The sequence below is a fragment of the Planctomonas sp. JC2975 genome, assembly GCF_012985205.1.
In the GTDB taxonomy this organism is placed as follows: Bacteria; Actinomycetota; Actinomycetes; order Actinomycetales; family Microbacteriaceae; genus Humibacter.
Genome location: NZ_JABEKS010000002.1, coordinates 567,546 through 582,479, shown reverse-complemented (window position 1 = coordinate 582,479; position 14,934 = coordinate 567,546). Strand labels below are relative to the sequence as shown.

The window sequence follows — 14,934 nt, the reverse complement described above, 5'->3', positions numbered from 1 at the left end:
TGTTACTCACCCGTTCGCCACTAATCCCCGCAGAGCAAGCTCCGCAGTTCATCGTTCGACTTGCATGTGTTAAGCACGCCGCCAGCGTTCGTCCTGAGCCAGGATCAAACTCTCCATAAAAAAATGTTTGCAAACCCCAACCGGAAAAAGGCCGAAAGAATGCGAGTTGATCTGACTAGAATCGAATGTCAACTGACAATCAATATTTATCTAATCCAAAGGAATCCCTACACCAACAAAACCCGAAGATTCCATCAGTGCCGAGGTTATTTGGCATATGACATAGTGCACGCTGTTGAGTTCTCAAGGATCGGACACACCCGGTTTTCAGTCTCTCGACCTGCTCCCCGGGGCAACTTCTCTACCTTACCACTCTCACGGATCTTGTCAAGTCGGCGATCCGCTCCTTTCGCCTCGTCTGGACGTTGTCCTTCGACGTGACGAAACCCGGGCGGTTCGAGCCGATCTGACGATCTACTCTTCGAGTGGGTTTTTCATCTTACAAGCCAGTGGTTCTCTCCTGCAAGAGGAGTAGCTCTTCGGCTTTGGATGGTCCCGCTTGAGGCCGGCAGCTCTTCGAGCTTTCCGCACCTGTGGGGTGACGAGTGATTACTTTACGGATGCCCCGTGGGGCGTGCAAATCGCGCCGTCATCTCGGGCGTGTCGCGAGCATCCGCTCGTCCGCCGTCATTCGACGAACACGCCCGCGAGCGTCTTCTTGCCGCGCCGCAGCACGGCGATGCCGCTTGGCAGCACGCTGCCGGAGATGGTCGCGGCGGGATCGGTGACCTTCTCGTTGTTCACGTAGACACCGCCCTGACTGATGGCGCGACGGGCCTCGGAGAGGCTCGTCGTCAACGCGGTATCCACGAGGAGCTGCGCAACGGGGGCATCCGGGGCGGTCGTCGTGTTCGGGAGCTCACGCAGTGCGGCCTCGAGCGTGCCGGCATCCGTCGCCGCGAGGTCTCCGTTGCCGAAGAGTGCTTCGGCTGCGGCGATGACGGCATCCGTCGCGTCACGACCGTGCACCAGCGTGGTGACTTCGCGCGCCAGCGTTCGCTGCGCCTCCCGCTTATACGGCTCCTCGGCGACCGCTCGCTCGAGGCGATCGATCTCGGCGCGCGGGAGGAACGTGAAGACCCTTAGACGATCGATCACCTCGGAGTCCTCTGCATTGAGCCAGAACTGGTAGAAGGCGTATGGGCTGGTCTGGTCGGGATCGATCCAGATGGCCGTGCCCTCGCTCTTGCTGAACTTGGTGCCGTCCGCGCGCGTCAGAAGAGGCGTTCCGAATGCGTGCACGGATACGCCCTCGACGCGATGGATCAGGTCGATGCCCGCCGTGAGGTTGCCCCATTGGTCGCTGCCGCCGAGCTGAAGGAGGCATCCACGGCTGCGGTAGAGCTCGAGGAAGTCGAGGGCCTGCAGGATCTGGTAGCTGAACTCCGTGTAGCTGATGCCCGCCTCCGAGTTGAGGCGTGCGCTGACGGCGTCTTTCTTGAGCATGGTGCCGACGCGGAAGTGCTTGCCGATGGTGCGCAGGAAGTCGATCGCGGTGAGCGGGGCGGTCCAGTCCAGGTTGTCGACCAGCGTCGCCGCGTTGTCACCCTCGAAGCTGAGGTAGCCGGCGACCTGACCCTGCAGCCGCGTCACCCACTGGGCGACGACGCCAGGATCGTTCAGGGTGCGCTCCGAAGTCGGCCGTGGATCGCCGATGAGACCGGTGGATCCGCCGACCAGCCCGAGTGGCCTATGGCCCGCCAGCTGAAGGCGCCGCATGATGATGAGCTGCACGAGGTGGCCGAGATGGAGACTGGGCGCCGTCGGATCGAAACCGCAGTAGAACGTGATCGGACCGGACGCGAGGGTCGTGTGCAACGCCTCTGGATCCGTTGAGACCTGGACATGACCGCGCCACACCAGCTCCTCCCAGATGTCGTCGAAGCTGGGGTCGTTGCTCTGGGATGCGAGGACGTCGGCTGGCACGCGACAACAGTAGCAAGGGCTCTCGGCTTACTCTTCGATGAATGAAGTGTTGAGACTTAAATTGTCATGGGTTAAGCTTCAAGACTTACACTATTGATTTCGGGAAGCGATTGGGGATGCCATGTTCGTCATCACCGCAGACCAGGTGGACAGTCGTCATCGGACCGACATCGTCGATGAGACGCAACACGAACTCCAGGGTGAGTTCGCGGAACACCTCGTTCTCGCCGTCGACCGCAATGCAGGCGACGAGGTGCAGGCGCTGACGGCGGATGCAGGCGCAGCGCTCGGGATCGTTCTCGCGCTCGATCGCGGATCGGCATGGAGCATCGGAGTCGGTTGCGGGGCGATCCGTGAACCCCTTCCCTCAAGCGTGCGCGCGGCGACGGGTCAGGCCTTCTTCGCGGCTCGCGAGGCTGTGGACGCCGCCAAGAAGCGGGCCACGCGCTTCGCCGTGCGTTCTGGTGCGGATGCAGCGGCGGGACAGGCATCCGATATCGAGGCGATGATCGACCTCCTGCTGACCGTTCGCAGCCGTCGCAGCACTGCCGGCTGGGAGCTCTACGACCTGCTCGCCGACGGGATGACGCAACGGGATGCCGCGGCGCGGCTCGGCATCAGCGAACCCGCCGTCAGTTCACGGGCACGCGCTGCCGGGATCCATCCCGAAGCAGCTGCGGTGCCGGCGCTCACTAGGCTGTTGCAGGATCTGGACCACCGCTCGGCCGAAGGAGACGGAGCATGACGTATGCCGGCCCGCTGTATGCGGCTCTGACCATCGCCTACTGGGCGTTCGTCATCATCGTCGTGGCGCTCGGCGTCACGGCGTCCGCCATCACAAGCAGGTCGCCGCGGCGCTGGCTCGTCGTCACGGCCGCAGCAACGATCGTGGTGGGCATCATCGCCGTGGTCATGCCGCACGAGAAGCCGTTGCCGGCCGTCAGCGTCGTGCTCGGCCTCCTCGTGCTCGCGCTCAGCGTGCTCGGTGGCGGACCCGCCGTGCTCTTCGTGCTCGCACTCGCATCGAAGGGGACGGTGAGGGAAGGCCACCACGGCGGGATCGTCGTGGAGCGAGCGGAGCCTCCGGCGAGCGACAATCTCGTTCACGTCGAGCTGTTGCGCGGCGGCACGGTGATCGGCGTCTTCGAACGTGTCGCAACCACGGCCAGCATCATGGCCGGATTTCCCGAAGCGATCGCCGTGATCGTGGCGATCAAGAGTGTCGGCAGGTTCACCGAGCTGGAAGTCGCAGAAGCGCGAGAGCGGTTCATCATCGGTACCCTCGTGAGCCTCGTCTGGGCCGCTGCCTGCGGCGCGTTGTTCCGGTTCGCGATCGGGCTCTGACAGGTCGGCTGAAGCTTCCGCCGTGCTCCGACGGCCGGGGTGAATGCCTGAGGCCGACAGGCTCAACCGCGCACGTTTCGCCAGAGTCAAGCCGCGGGAGCGGAGCTGCTCGATCCGCGGCAGACGGGCTTCGACCAGCTCAGCCGGCGGCGGAGGACGAGATCGCGCGTGGATGCCGCTTGTACGGCGAGACCGTCGGATCGCCGGGGATCCAGAACCGCCACGGGAACGCCGCCTCGTCTCCGCCTGGCCCGCTGACACCCGTTCGCGGCCCTGTCGCGTACGGAGCGACCGGCTGCGTGGGCAACTCGACCTCGAAGGGCGGGGCGAAGGCATCCGCTCCGTTCTCGTCGAGACGGATGCCCGCCGCCACCGTCAGCCGCGCCGGGCCCCTCGCCAGGTCGCGGTCGGGCACCGCACTCCCCCGCGTCGTCGGTCGTTCCCGCCGTCGGCGCGCCAGCTCGACACCGTCGACCACTTCGGCGCCCCTGAGAAGCACGGCGGATGCCACGCCCTCCGGCGAGCAGACGAGGTTGGCGCACGTGTGCATGCCGTAGGTGAAGTACGTGTAGATGTGACCGGGCGCGCCGAACATGACCGCGTTGCGAGGAGTGCGGCCCCGGTAGGCGTGGGATCCCGGATCCGTTCCGTCGCCGAGGTAGGCCTCCACCTCCGTGATGCGCAGCGTGACCGAACCCTCGGGCGTCGTGTGCCTGAGCAGCGCACCGAGGAGTTCGGGCGCCACCTCCAGTGAGACCCGTTCGAAGAAGGACCGAGTGAGGGAGCGCATCCGGTCAGGAACGTCGTGCCTCGAGCGGCTCGCGCCAGGAGGTCATCGGGTCTCCTGCTCCTCCGCGATCGCTTCGGCGAGGCTCTTCACCCGTGCGGTGAGATGCGCGCGCTGCTCGGCCACCCGCTCAGGGGCCGTGCCGCCGAGACCGGATCGAGACCCGACGGAACCCTCGATCGTGAGCACGCCTCGCACGTCCGGCGTCAGGTGCTGCGAGATCTCGGCGAGCGCTGCGTCGTCGACCTCGTCGAGCTCGACGCCCTGCGACTCCGCGTACGCGACGAGCTTTCCGGTGATCTCGTGCGCATCGCGGAACGGCACGTGCTGTTTGACCAGCCAGTCCGCAACGTCGGTCGCGAGCGAGTATCCCTGGGGCGCGAGTTCGCGCATGCGGTCGGTGTGGAAGTGCAGCGTCGCAACCATTCCGGTGAAGGCCGGAAGGAGCACCTCGAGCGTGTCGATCGAGTCGAACACCGGCTCTTTGTCTTCCTGGATGTCGCGGTTGTACGCGAGCGGAAGGCCCTTGAGCGTTGCGAGCAGCCCGGCGAGATTGCCGATCAGGCGTCCGGCCTTGCCGCGCGCGAGCTCGGCGATGTCGGGATTCTTCTTCTGCGGCATGATCGACGAACCCGTCGAATACGAGTCGCTGAGCGTGACGAATCCGAACTCGCGGGTGTTCCAGAGGACGATCTCCTCCGCGAAGCGGGAGACGTCGACTCCGACCTGGGCCGTGATGTACGCGAACTCCGCGACGAGATCCCTCGCGGCTGTGCCGTCGATCGAGTTCTCGACGACCCCTGCGAATCCGAGTTCGGACGCCACTAGGCCTGCGTCGAGGCCGAGCGTGTTGCCGGCGAGCGCACCGGAGCCGTAGGGAGACGCGTCCGACCGGCGGCGCCAGTCGAGGATGCGCTCCAGGTCGCGGACCAACGGCCAGCAGTGCGCCAGAAGGTGGTGCGCGAGGAGAACGGGCTGGGCGTGCTGGAGGTGCGTGCGCCCCGGCATGATGGCGTCGGAGTGCGCCTCAGCCTGCGCGGCGAGCGCGTCGACGAGATCGAGGATGAGCTGCGCCAGCCGCGTCGAGTGGTCGCGGAGGAAGAGCCGCACCAGCGTGGCGATCTGGTCGTTGCGGCTGCGTCCTGCTCGGAGCTTGCCGCCCAGTTCGCCGCCCGCCCGATCGACGAGTCCACGCTCCAGTGCAGAGTGAACGTCTTCGTCGGATGCCTGAGGGAGGAAGGCCGTGGAACGCACGTCGGCGAGCAGTGAGTCGAGTGCGCCGGTCATCGCCGTGAGCTCGTCAGCGGTGAGATAGCCCGCGGCCGCCAGGGCCTTCGCGTGCGCCTTGGATCCGGCGATGTCGTACTCGGCCAGGCGCCAGTCGAACTGCGTCGACCTGCTCAGCTCGGTGAGCTCCGGAGACGGGCCACCCGCGAACCGGCCGCCCCACAGCGCCCCTGCCTCGCCGGCCCTGTTGTGCTGCGCGTCAGACATGCGATGCTCCCGCCGTCGTCGTGTTCTTCTCGAGGATCCAGGCCAGCAGAGCCTTCTGGGCGTGCAGGCGGTTCTCCGCTTCGTCCCAGATGACGCTCTGCGGACCGTCGATGACCTCGGGGTCGACCTCATAGCCGCGGTCGGCGGGAAGGCAGTGCAGGAAGATCGCCTTCGGCTTCGCCAGTGCCATCAGCTCGCGCGTCACCTTGTAGTCGCCCATTGCGGCGATGCGGTGCGCCTTCTCCTCCTCCTTGCCCATCGAGACCCACGTGTCGGTCACGACGACATCCGCTCCGGCCACCGCCTCGAACGGGTCGGAGTAGAGCACGACGGATCCTCCGGTGCCGGAGGCAAGGGCATCCGCGTCGGAGACCACTACGTCGTGCGGCGCGAACTCGTCAGGTGACGCCACGCGCACGTTCATGCCGGCGATCGCCCCGGCCAGCAGGTAGGACTGCGCCATGTTGCTCGCGCCGTCGCCGAGGAAGGTGACGGTGAGTCCGGAGAGCGTGCCGAAGGCATCCCTGATGGTGAGCAGGTCGGCGAGCAGCTGACACGGGTGGAAGTCGTCGGAGAGGGCGTTGATGACGGGCACCGTGGTGCCGGCCGCCATCTCCTCGAGGCCCGCCTGGGCATAGGTGCGCCACACGATTGCCGAGACCATGCGCTCCAGCACTCGCGCGGTGTCGGACGGCGTCTCCTTGCCGCCCAGCTGGCTGTTGGCTGTGCTGATGATGAGCGGGCTGCCGCCCAGATCGGCGATGCCGACAGCGAAGGACACACGCGTGCGCGTCGACGACTTGTCGAAGATGACGGCGACGGTCTGCGGGCCCGCGAGCGGCTTGCGCCCCCATCTGTCGTCGCGCATCTTCACGGCCAGGTCGAGGATCTCGGTCTGCTCGGCCGCCGTCAGGTCGTCGTCGCGGAGGAAGTGGCGGGTCACGGGTCAGTCTCCTTGCTGGTGGCCGGATCCGGCCGGATTGTCGAGGTCGAGGAGTGCGGCGCGGAAGCGTCGTTCGAACTCGGCGACGTCGTCGTCCCCGATGATGAGCGGCGGAGCGAGTCGGATGCTCGACTCGTTCGGCGCGTTGATGATGAGCCCGTTGCGGAGCGCGGCGCCGGCCAACGCGTCGGCGACCGGTTCGGAGAGCCCGATGCCGATGAGCAGCCCTGCGCCCCGGAGCTCGGAGATGAGCGGAGAGCCGATGCCACGCACGACCTCCCGAAGCTGCTCGCCCCGCACTCGCGCGTTGTCGATCAGTCCGGCGCTCTCGATCTCCTCGAGCACGGCACCCGCGACCGCCGTCGCGAACGGGTTGCCGCCGAAGGTGCTGCCGTGCTGGCCTCTGGTGAACAGCTCGGAGGCGTGCCCGAATGTGACGAGCGCACCGATCGGGACTCCCCCTGCCATGCCCTTCGCCATCGTGATGGCGTCTGGCACGATTCCCGCGTGCTGGTAGCCGAACCACGCCCCGGTGCGGCCGACGCCGGTCTGGATCTCGTCGATGATGAGCAGCGCGCCGTGACGGCGGGTGATGTCCCTGGCTGCCGCGAGGTATCCGGCCGGCAGGTCGATGACGCCGGCCTCGCCCTTGATCGGTTCGAGGAAGAGTGCGGCGACCTTGTCATCCATCGCCGCCTCGAGCGCCTCGATCGTGGAGTCGATGTGCTCGACGCCGGGGACCATCGGCTCGAACGGCTCCCGCATGTGCGGCTTGCCGGTCAGCGCGAGTGCACCCATCGTCCTGCCGTGGAATCCGTTCTTCAGCGCCAGGATGCGCCTGCGGCCGCCGTCCGAGTTGCGGCGCGCCAGTTTGAACGCCGCCTCGTTGGCTTCGGTTCCCGAGTTGCAGAAGTAGACGCGACCTGAGGATCCCGCACCCGTGATGCGCTGCAGCCGCTCCGCCAGCGCCACCTGCTGAGGCGTGGCGAAGTAATTGGAGACGTGGATCAGCTGCGCGGCCTGCGTGGAGATCGCCTCCAACAGCACAGGATGCGCGTGCCCGAGAGCGTTCACCGCGATACCGCCGAGGAAGTCGAGGTACTCGTTGCCTTCGACGTCCCACACGTGCGTGCCGTGCCCATGGTCGAGCATCACGGCCGGCACCGCGAGGGAGCCCATCATGACCTCGCCGAAGTTCTGACGCCAATCGGTGAGTGTGTCGCCTGGTGTGCCCGTCATGCGGTCACCTCCGTTCCGCTGCCTTTGGTGGTGAAGAGCTCGAAGAGAAGGGAATGCGCGTCGCGTCCGTCGATGACGGCCGCCTTCGCGACGCCGCCGTCGACAGCGTCGAGGCAGGCCGTCATCTTGGGGATCATTCCGGCGTCGAGCGAAGGCAGCAGCTCACGTAGCTCGGGGGCGGTGATCGTGGAGATGAGCGAATCGCGGTCCGGCCAGTCGCGGTAGAGGCCGGGAACGTTCGTCAGGATGACGAGCTTCGCAGCGCCCAGCGCGACGGCGAGCGCGGCGGCAGCGGCATCCGCGTTGACGTTCAGGCTGCGACCGGGAACGTCGACATCAAGAGCCACCGACGAGACCACGGGGACTCGACCGGCGTGCACCTCTGCCATGACGCCGGCCGGGTTCACGCCGACCACGTCGCCGACGAGCCCAAGGTCGACGACCTCACCGTCGACGATCGCCTTGCGGACGCGTCCCTCGAAGAGACGGGCGTCCTCGCCGGAGATCCCCGATGCCAGGGCCCCGTGCATATTGATGTGACCGACGATGTCACGGCTGATCTGACCGGTGAGGACCATGCGCACGACCTCCATGGTCTGCGGAGTCGTGACCCGGTAGCCGCCGCGGAACTCGCTGACGATGCCGAGCCGGTCCAGCATGGCGGTGATCTGCGGGCCGCCACCGTGCACGACAACGGGACGGATGCCCACGTAGCGCAGGAAGGCGATGTCGTCGGCGAACGCGCGCACCAGTTCGTCGTCGACCATGGCGTTCCCGCCGAACTTCACCACGATCGTCTGTCCGTGGAACTTCTTCAGCCAGGGCAGCGCCTCCATCAGCACTGCCGCCTTGGCGCCGGGCTGTCCGAGGACGGGCAGCGGCTGGGGCTCGGTATTCGCGGGATCTGTCATGGCTCGTCCCTCAGCTCGCGTACGCACTGTTCTCGTGCACGTAGTCGTGCGTGAGGTCGTTGGTGCGGATCGTCGCCGTGCGATCGCCTGCGTGCAGATCGATCAGGATCGAGGTCGCCCGCGGCGTCAGATCGACCAGGTCGCGCGACTGATCCGGCTCTCCAGCTGTGCAGACCTGGACGCCGTTGATGGCCACGTCGATGCCGTAGGGGTCGAATTCTGCGTCCGTCGTCCCGACGGCGGCGAGCACGCGTCCCCAGTTCGGGTCGTTGCCGAAGATGGCCGCCTTGAACAGGTTGCTGCGCGAGACAGCTCGCGCGACGTCGACCGCGTCGTCTTCGGATGCAGCGTGCACCACCTCGATGGCGATGTCATGCGATGCGCCTTCAGCGTCACCCTGCAGTTGCAGTGCAAGATCGTCGCAGAGATCCGTGAGCGCCAGGGCGAACTCGTCCGTGCCAGGGGTCACGCCGGATGCGCCCGACGCGAGGAGAACGACCGTGTCGTTCGTGGACATGCATCCGTCGGAGTCGAGCCGGTCGAAGGTGACGCGCGTTGCGGCCCGCAGCGCTGTGTCGAGCGCGGCGGAGTCGAGCGCGGCGTCCGTTGTGATCACCACGAGCATGGTGGCCAGGCCGGGTGCCAGCATCCCTGCGCCCTTCGCCATGCCGCCGATGGACCAGCCGTCGCCGGCCACGACGGCCTGTTTCGCGTGCGTGTCCGTTGTCATGATGGCCTGTGCGGCCGCGAGACCGGATGCGTCGTCGGAGCCGAGGGATGCCGCAGCCTGCGCGACACCGCCGGTGAGGGCATCCCGATCGAGCTGGTCCCCGATCAGGCCCGTCGAACAGATGACGACGTCGGCGGCCGACACTCCGAGATGCTGCGCCGCCGCTTCGGCCGTGGCGTGCGACGTCTGGAATCCTTGCGCGCCCGTGTAGCAGTTCGCGCCGCCGGAATTCAGGACAACGGCCGACACCGTGCCGTCCTTCATGACCTGCTCGCTCCAGAGAACCGGGTTCGCCTTGCATCGGTTCGAGGTGAACACCGCTGCGGCGTTCTGCAGCGGGCCCTGGTTCTGCACGACCGCGAGGTCGAGCGCCCCCGTCGCCTTGAGGCCTGCGGCGATGCCCGCCGCGGCGAATCCTGCTGGGGCCGTGATGCTCACGGTGCGACTCCGTTCACGCTGAGGCCGGTGCTCTCCGGCAGGCCGAGTGCGATGTTCGCGCACTGGATGGCGGCACCCGCGGTGCCCTTGACGAGATTGTCCACGGCGATGATGGACACGACTCGGTTCGCCCTGGCGTCGACGGCCAGGCCGATCAGAGCGGTGTTGGCGCCCAGCACGTCGGACGTGCGCGGGAACCTGCCAGCCGGGAGAACCTGCACGAACCGCTCTCCTGCGTACGCGTCGTTCCACGCCGCCCGCACCTCGTCGACCGAGACGCCTGGCTTCAGAGGAGCGCTGACCGTCGCGAGGATCCCCCGCGACATAGGCACCAGCACCGGCGTGAACGAGATGGCCGGGTTCGCAGCCCCCGCGGCCCGCAGATTCTGCAGGATCTCGGGGATGTGCCTGTGGGTTCCGCCGACGCCGTACGGCACGGCGTTGCCGAGCAATTCGGACGCGAGATAGGTGGTCTTGAGGCTCTTGCCTGCGCCGCTCGGGCCGACGGCGAGCACGGCGACGATGTCCGTCTCGTCGATGAGCCCCGCAGCGACTCCGGGTGCGATGGCGAGCGAGACCGAGCTGGCGTTGCAGCCGGGTGCGGCGATGCGGGTGACGCCGGCGAGGACATCCCGCTGCTTGCCGTCCACCCCGCTGCCATCCACGACGGGGAGCTCAGGAACGCCGTATGCCCACGCACCTGCGTAGTCGCCGCCGTAGAAGGCGTCCCAGTCGGACTCGGACGTGAGCCGGTGATCCGCGCCGCAGTCGACGACGAGTGTGCCGTCTCCGAGCTGGGCGCTGATGGCTCCGGATGCTCCGTGCGGCAGCGCGAGGAACACGACGTCATGACCGGCGAGGGTCGTGGCATCCGTCTCCTGCAGCGTGAGGTGAGCGAGGGAGCGCAGATGCGGCTGGTGATCGATGAGCGGCGAGCCGGCATTGGAACCGGCCGTCACGGTGCGGATCTCGAAATCAGGATGATCGGCCAGAATGCGGAGGATCTCTCCCCCCGCGTAGCCCGAGGCGCCGGCGACGGCGACCGAATAGGACATGTCTCTACCTTAAGAGGGTTGGGCGAACGGTTGTCGGCACGGCGACGCCCACAGCGAACCGCTCAACACGCGGTCCCGTACGCGTCGCCTAGCTTCGGCGTGCGCCCAGAAGGAGTCGGCACTGACGTCGGCGCACCGCACGGGTCGAGAAGACCTGTGCGTTCGAGGTGCGCCGGGTGCAAGACATGTGCTCGAGCTTACCGGCAGCGCGAGGACTGGTGCGAACCGAGCCCCGTAGCGTCCGTCGAGTCTTCCGCAGAGGAACCGTCGCACGACACGATCCTGCGCCGCGATCCCCCTCGCCGCGGATACCGTGCGTCAACGGATCACAGGATGCCGAGTTCCTGCGCGCGGGTCACCGCTCGGGTGCGGTCGTCGACGCCGAGCTTCTCGAAGACGTGCACGAGGTGCGTCTTCACGGTCGACTCGGCGATGTACAGATCAGCGGCGATGCGAGCATTGCTCGCGCCGGTCGCCACGAGCCTCAGCACCTCGACCTCGCGCTCCGACAGCCGGATCCGCTCGTCGGAGTGACCACGCGTGCCGCGCACCAGGGCCTCGGCGATCCCGGGTGCGAGCACCGTGCGACCTGCGGCCACCGCGCGCACCGCCGCGACGACTTCGTCGTGGGGTGCCGCCTTCAAGAGGTATCCGCTGGCACCTGCCTCGATCGCGCTGAGCACATCCGCATCGGATTCGAACGTGGTGAGGACGAGCACCCGCGTGACCACCTGCCGTGCTCGGGCGCCGGCGAGGATGCGCGCGGTGGCGTCCGATCCGCCGAGCACGGGCATCCGCAGGTCCATCAGCACGACGTCGGGGTCGAACGCCTCGGCAGTCCTGACGGCCTCGGCACCGTCATCCGCCTCGCCGACGACCTCGAGATCGGGCTCGTCTTCCAGCATCGCGCGGATGCCACGCCGCACGAGCGGATGATCGTCGGCGACCAGCACGCGGATCACGAGACCTGCTCCCCTCTGACGTCTGCAGCGGTCGTCGAGCGCGTCGGCACCGTGACGGTCAGCCGTGCCCCGTTGGGTTCGGCGGATTCCAGCGTCACATCGCCGCCGAACGTGCGCACGCGATCCCGCATGCCGGACAGTCCGAAACCATCGCCCCTGCCTTGGGCCACGCCGACCCCGTCGTCGACGACCTCCAGCATGAGGACGTCGTCCACGGCCCGCAGTGATGCCTCGACCTTGCTCGCACTGGCGTGCTTGCGCACGTTCGCGAGCGCCTCCTGGAGACAGCGCAGCAGCACCACCTGCTGCTCCCTGGAGAGTTCGACTTCATCGAAGCGCACGTCGACTGCGATCCCCGCCTCGCGATCGAACCGTGCCGCCACCCGACGGGCCGCCTCGTTCAGGCCGTCCTCGACGGACTGCGACGCCGACTCGGCCACCAAGGACCGGATCTCGCGCAGAGTCTCGCGCGCGGCACTCTCCATGGTGCGCAACGTCTCCGGCAAGGCCCCAGACGCATCGATTCTCAGCGCCTGCCGCTCAGCCCGCTCGGCGAGCATGACAAGCCCGGTCAACGACTGTGCGACTGTGTCGTGCATGTCGCGCGCAAGGCGCTCCCGCTCGCGAACGGCGCCCGCGTCGCTGGCAGCTGCCGCTTCCCGGTTCTGTGCCGCCTGCAGCTCGACCAGAAGGTGGGCGCGCTCTGCACCCCAGTCGACGATCCGCCAGATCCAGAGTCCGATCGCGACCGCGAAGACGAACGACAAGGATGCCGTGATCGCGGCCGCGCTCACGCCGGCAGGTCCGAGCGCGAGGCCCGCGAACATTGCGATGCCGAGTACGACGTCCCACGCGAGCATTGTCCGGATGCGGCCAGGCGCCAGGCACCCGATCAGCGGATACGCCATCGCCTGCAGCACCGACAGATTCGGGTCGGCAGCACAACCGAGAGCGACGATCAGAGTCATCAGGCCGAGGTAGACATGGGCGGCTACCGGGGCGTCGCATCCGATCAGCCACCTGCCGAACACGGCGTACGCCACCACGAACGCCGCCAGCGCACTCGATGAGGCGATCGTGTTCTTCGGTGCGCCGGGGATGACAGCGGCGTCCAGCCAGATCAGGAACGCGCAGGCGAGTGCGGTGACGCCGACCGCGACATCCCACCATGCGCGCTTCTGCATGTTCACGAGGCAACTCTCGCATCGAAGCCGCACCGCAAGCGACCCACGCCCCTCGGTCAGCCGTCCTTGCGGATCCACCGGAAGGTGAGCCTGCTGATCACCAGTCCGACGATGAGCCAGCCGACCAGCACGAGCGCGCCCCATCCGAGCTGCCAGCTCTCGTTCGGCTCGAGAACGACGAAGTCCGAGGGAAGGAACACGCTCCGCATGCCCTGCGCGATCCACTTCAGCGGGAAGATCGATGCGATCGTCTGCATCCATCCCGGGAGTTGCGAGAAGTTCAGATACACGCCGGAGATGAACTGCAGGATCAGCACCATGGGCACGATGACGGCTGATGCCGAGCGTCCGGACCGGGGCAGTGCCGACAGCGCGATGCCGAGCAGCGCCGAGGTCACGATGCCGAGCACGAAGATCCAGGCGAACGTGAGCCATTTCTCGGGATCGGTCGGCAGCGCGATGCCGAAGATGAGACGCGCGACCGCGAGCAACAGCAGCGCCTGGATGACCGCCGTCACGAAGACCTGTCCGATCTTGCCCGCGAAGTAGCTCACCGGCGACAGCGGAGTCCCGCCCAGCCGCTTGAGCGTGCCGTCCGACTTCTCGCCGGCGATGTCGACACCCAGATTCTGCACCCCGGAGAGCAGGATGCCGGCGGCGAGCATCCCCGGCAGGTAGTACGCACCGACGGAGATACCCGGCTCGCCGGGCTTGGCGACGATGTCCCCCGCCGCGCTGAACGCCGCCGTGAAGATGCCCAGCATCACGAGGGGGAAGAGGAAGGTGAAGAACACCGTGTCCATCGAGCGGAAGTACGAGACGATCTCGTACCGCGTGCGCTCGGCGCCCAGAGCCAGAGTGCTCATGCCGCCACCTCCTCGAGGTCCCTCGCCGTGCCGAGGAGGCCGAGGTAGACATCCTCCAGACTGGGTCGCACGACTTCGAGGTCGTCGGGCTCCGAGCCGAGGTCGGCGACGATGTCGGCGACAGTGCGGCCGGGTTCGCGCGTGCGCACCTCATGCTGCCCGCGGTCGTCGCGCCAGCGCACCAGCGGCGTGCGGGCATCCGCACCGCCGAGCTCGTGGATCGCTCCGATGTCGACCATGCGGCCCGCGGCGATGACGCCGGCCCGGTCGCCGAGGCGGGCGGCCTCGTCGAGGTAGTGGGTGGTGAGCAGGATGCTCGTCCCGTCTCGTTTGAGCGTGCGGATGAGTTCCCAGAACTCATGGCGCGCCTCGGGGTCGAAGCCCGTTGTCGGCTCGTCGAGGAAGAGCAGCCGCGGGTTGCCGATGATGCCGAGTGCGACATCCACCCGTCTCCGCTGGCCGCCGGACAACTTGGCGAGCCGGGCACCGGCCTTGTCCGTCAGTCCGACGGCTGCAATGGTCTCGTCGACGTCGCGTGGTCGCGGATAGAACCGCGCGAAATGCCTGAGCTGCTCTGCGACGGTCATGACACCCGGCTCGCCGGTGGATTGCAGCACGATGCCGAGCTGAGCCTTCCAGCCGCGCGTCGCGTGCTGCGGATCGACACCCAGCACTCGGACATCGCCCGCGGTGCGATCGCGATAGCCGGCGAGGATCTCAATGGTCGTGGACTTGCCTGCGCCGTTCGGTCCGAGGAGTGCGAACGTCTCGCCGGGGGCGATCTCGAAGTCGATGTCGTCGACGACGGTGAACCCGCTGTACGCCTTGCGCAACCCGCGGACGCTGACCACGGGATCGGAGCTGTTCGTCATGTCTCAAGGCTGGTCGGACAGGGTCCTCTCCGCCATGGGGCAGGAGATGGATTCGGGCATCCATCGACCGATGGATGCCCGAATCTGCAGCCGTCCGCGCACTGCGAGCGCGCCGCGCTCAGC

At 67.3% G+C, this 14,934-nt stretch carries 14 protein-coding genes and 1 rRNA gene; 2 read left to right on the top strand and 13 right to left on the bottom strand.

Annotated elements, in window-relative coordinates; all coding sequences use genetic code 11:
- Positions 1-120: ribosomal RNA gene (locus HII28_RS16110) — 16S ribosomal RNA — on the bottom strand; the annotation flags it as partial.
- A gap of 567 nt (positions 121-687) precedes the next feature.
- The gene (tyrS, locus tag HII28_RS16105) at positions 688-1,986 is read right to left on the bottom strand and encodes a tyrosine--tRNA ligase (RefSeq protein WP_170026830.1); all 1,299 of its coding nucleotides are present in this window, start codon (positions 1,984-1,986) and stop codon (positions 688-690) included.
- 121 nt (positions 1,987-2,107) lie between these two features.
- Between tyrS and HII28_RS16100 the strand changes: the two genes are divergently transcribed.
- On the top strand, positions 2,108-2,731 hold the full coding sequence (locus tag HII28_RS16100; protein ID WP_170026829.1) for a DNA-binding protein: 624 nt from the start codon (positions 2,108-2,110) through the stop codon (positions 2,729-2,731).
- Positions 2,728-3,330, top strand: coding sequence for a hypothetical protein (locus tag HII28_RS16095; RefSeq protein ID WP_170026828.1), 603 nt, complete (start codon positions 2,728-2,730; stop codon positions 3,328-3,330). Before HII28_RS16100 ends, HII28_RS16095 begins: the two co-directional genes overlap by 4 nt.
- Before the next feature lie 139 nt (positions 3,331-3,469).
- Here the strand turns inward: HII28_RS16095 and HII28_RS16090 are convergent, their stop codons facing one another.
- The 11 genes from HII28_RS16090 to HII28_RS16040 all read right to left on the bottom strand — a co-directional run bounded on the left by HII28_RS16090 (position 3,470) and on the right by HII28_RS16040 (position 14,811).
- Positions 3,470-4,120 carry a DNA-3-methyladenine glycosylase gene (locus tag HII28_RS16090; RefSeq protein WP_170026827.1) on the bottom strand — a complete coding sequence of 217 codons (651 nt, stop codon included), beginning with the start codon at positions 4,118-4,120 and terminating at the stop codon, positions 3,470-3,472.
- Between the two features lie 42 nt (positions 4,121-4,162).
- A complete protein-coding gene (gene argH / locus HII28_RS16085) occupies positions 4,163-5,611 on the bottom strand; it encodes an argininosuccinate lyase (RefSeq protein ID WP_170026826.1) in 1,449 nt (482 codons plus the stop codon).
- Entirely contained in the window at positions 5,604-6,554 is a 951-nt protein-coding gene (argF, locus tag HII28_RS16080) for an ornithine carbamoyltransferase (RefSeq protein ID WP_170026825.1), read from the bottom strand. Before argF ends, argH begins: the two co-directional genes overlap by 8 nt.
- 3 nt (positions 6,555-6,557) lie before the next feature.
- A complete protein-coding gene (locus tag HII28_RS16075; protein ID WP_170026824.1) occupies positions 6,558-7,793 on the bottom strand; it encodes an acetylornithine transaminase in 1,236 nt (411 codons plus the stop codon).
- Positions 7,790-8,704: an acetylglutamate kinase gene (argB, locus tag HII28_RS16070; protein ID WP_170026823.1), complete on the bottom strand. Its 915-nt coding sequence runs from the start codon at positions 8,702-8,704 to the stop codon at positions 7,790-7,792. The genes HII28_RS16075 and argB overlap by 4 nt, the downstream gene beginning before the upstream one ends.
- Positions 8,705-8,714: 10 nt before the next feature.
- Positions 8,715-9,872 (bottom strand): bifunctional glutamate N-acetyltransferase/amino-acid acetyltransferase ArgJ, encoded by a 1,158-nt coding sequence (gene argJ, locus HII28_RS16065; protein ID WP_170026822.1) that lies wholly within the window; start codon positions 9,870-9,872, stop codon positions 8,715-8,717.
- Positions 9,869-10,927, bottom strand: coding sequence for an N-acetyl-gamma-glutamyl-phosphate reductase (gene argC / locus HII28_RS16060; protein ID WP_170026821.1), 1,059 nt, complete (start codon positions 10,925-10,927; stop codon positions 9,869-9,871). Before argC ends, argJ begins: the two co-directional genes overlap by 4 nt.
- A 326-nt stretch (positions 10,928-11,253) precedes the next feature.
- Positions 11,254-11,889 (bottom strand): response regulator transcription factor, encoded by a 636-nt coding sequence (locus HII28_RS16055; protein ID WP_170026820.1) that lies wholly within the window; start codon positions 11,887-11,889, stop codon positions 11,254-11,256.
- The gene (locus tag HII28_RS16050) at positions 11,886-13,073 is read right to left on the bottom strand and encodes a sensor histidine kinase (RefSeq protein ID WP_240978322.1); all 1,188 of its coding nucleotides are present in this window, start codon (positions 13,071-13,073) and stop codon (positions 11,886-11,888) included. The genes HII28_RS16055 and HII28_RS16050 overlap by 4 nt, the downstream gene beginning before the upstream one ends.
- Before the next feature lie 56 nt (positions 13,074-13,129).
- Entirely contained in the window at positions 13,130-13,939 is an 810-nt protein-coding gene (locus HII28_RS16045; RefSeq protein WP_170026818.1) for an ABC transporter permease, read from the bottom strand.
- A complete protein-coding gene (locus tag HII28_RS16040; protein ID WP_170026817.1) occupies positions 13,936-14,811 on the bottom strand; it encodes an ABC transporter ATP-binding protein in 876 nt (291 codons plus the stop codon). The genes HII28_RS16045 and HII28_RS16040 overlap by 4 nt, the downstream gene beginning before the upstream one ends.
- Between the last annotated feature and the right edge of the window lie 123 nt (positions 14,812-14,934).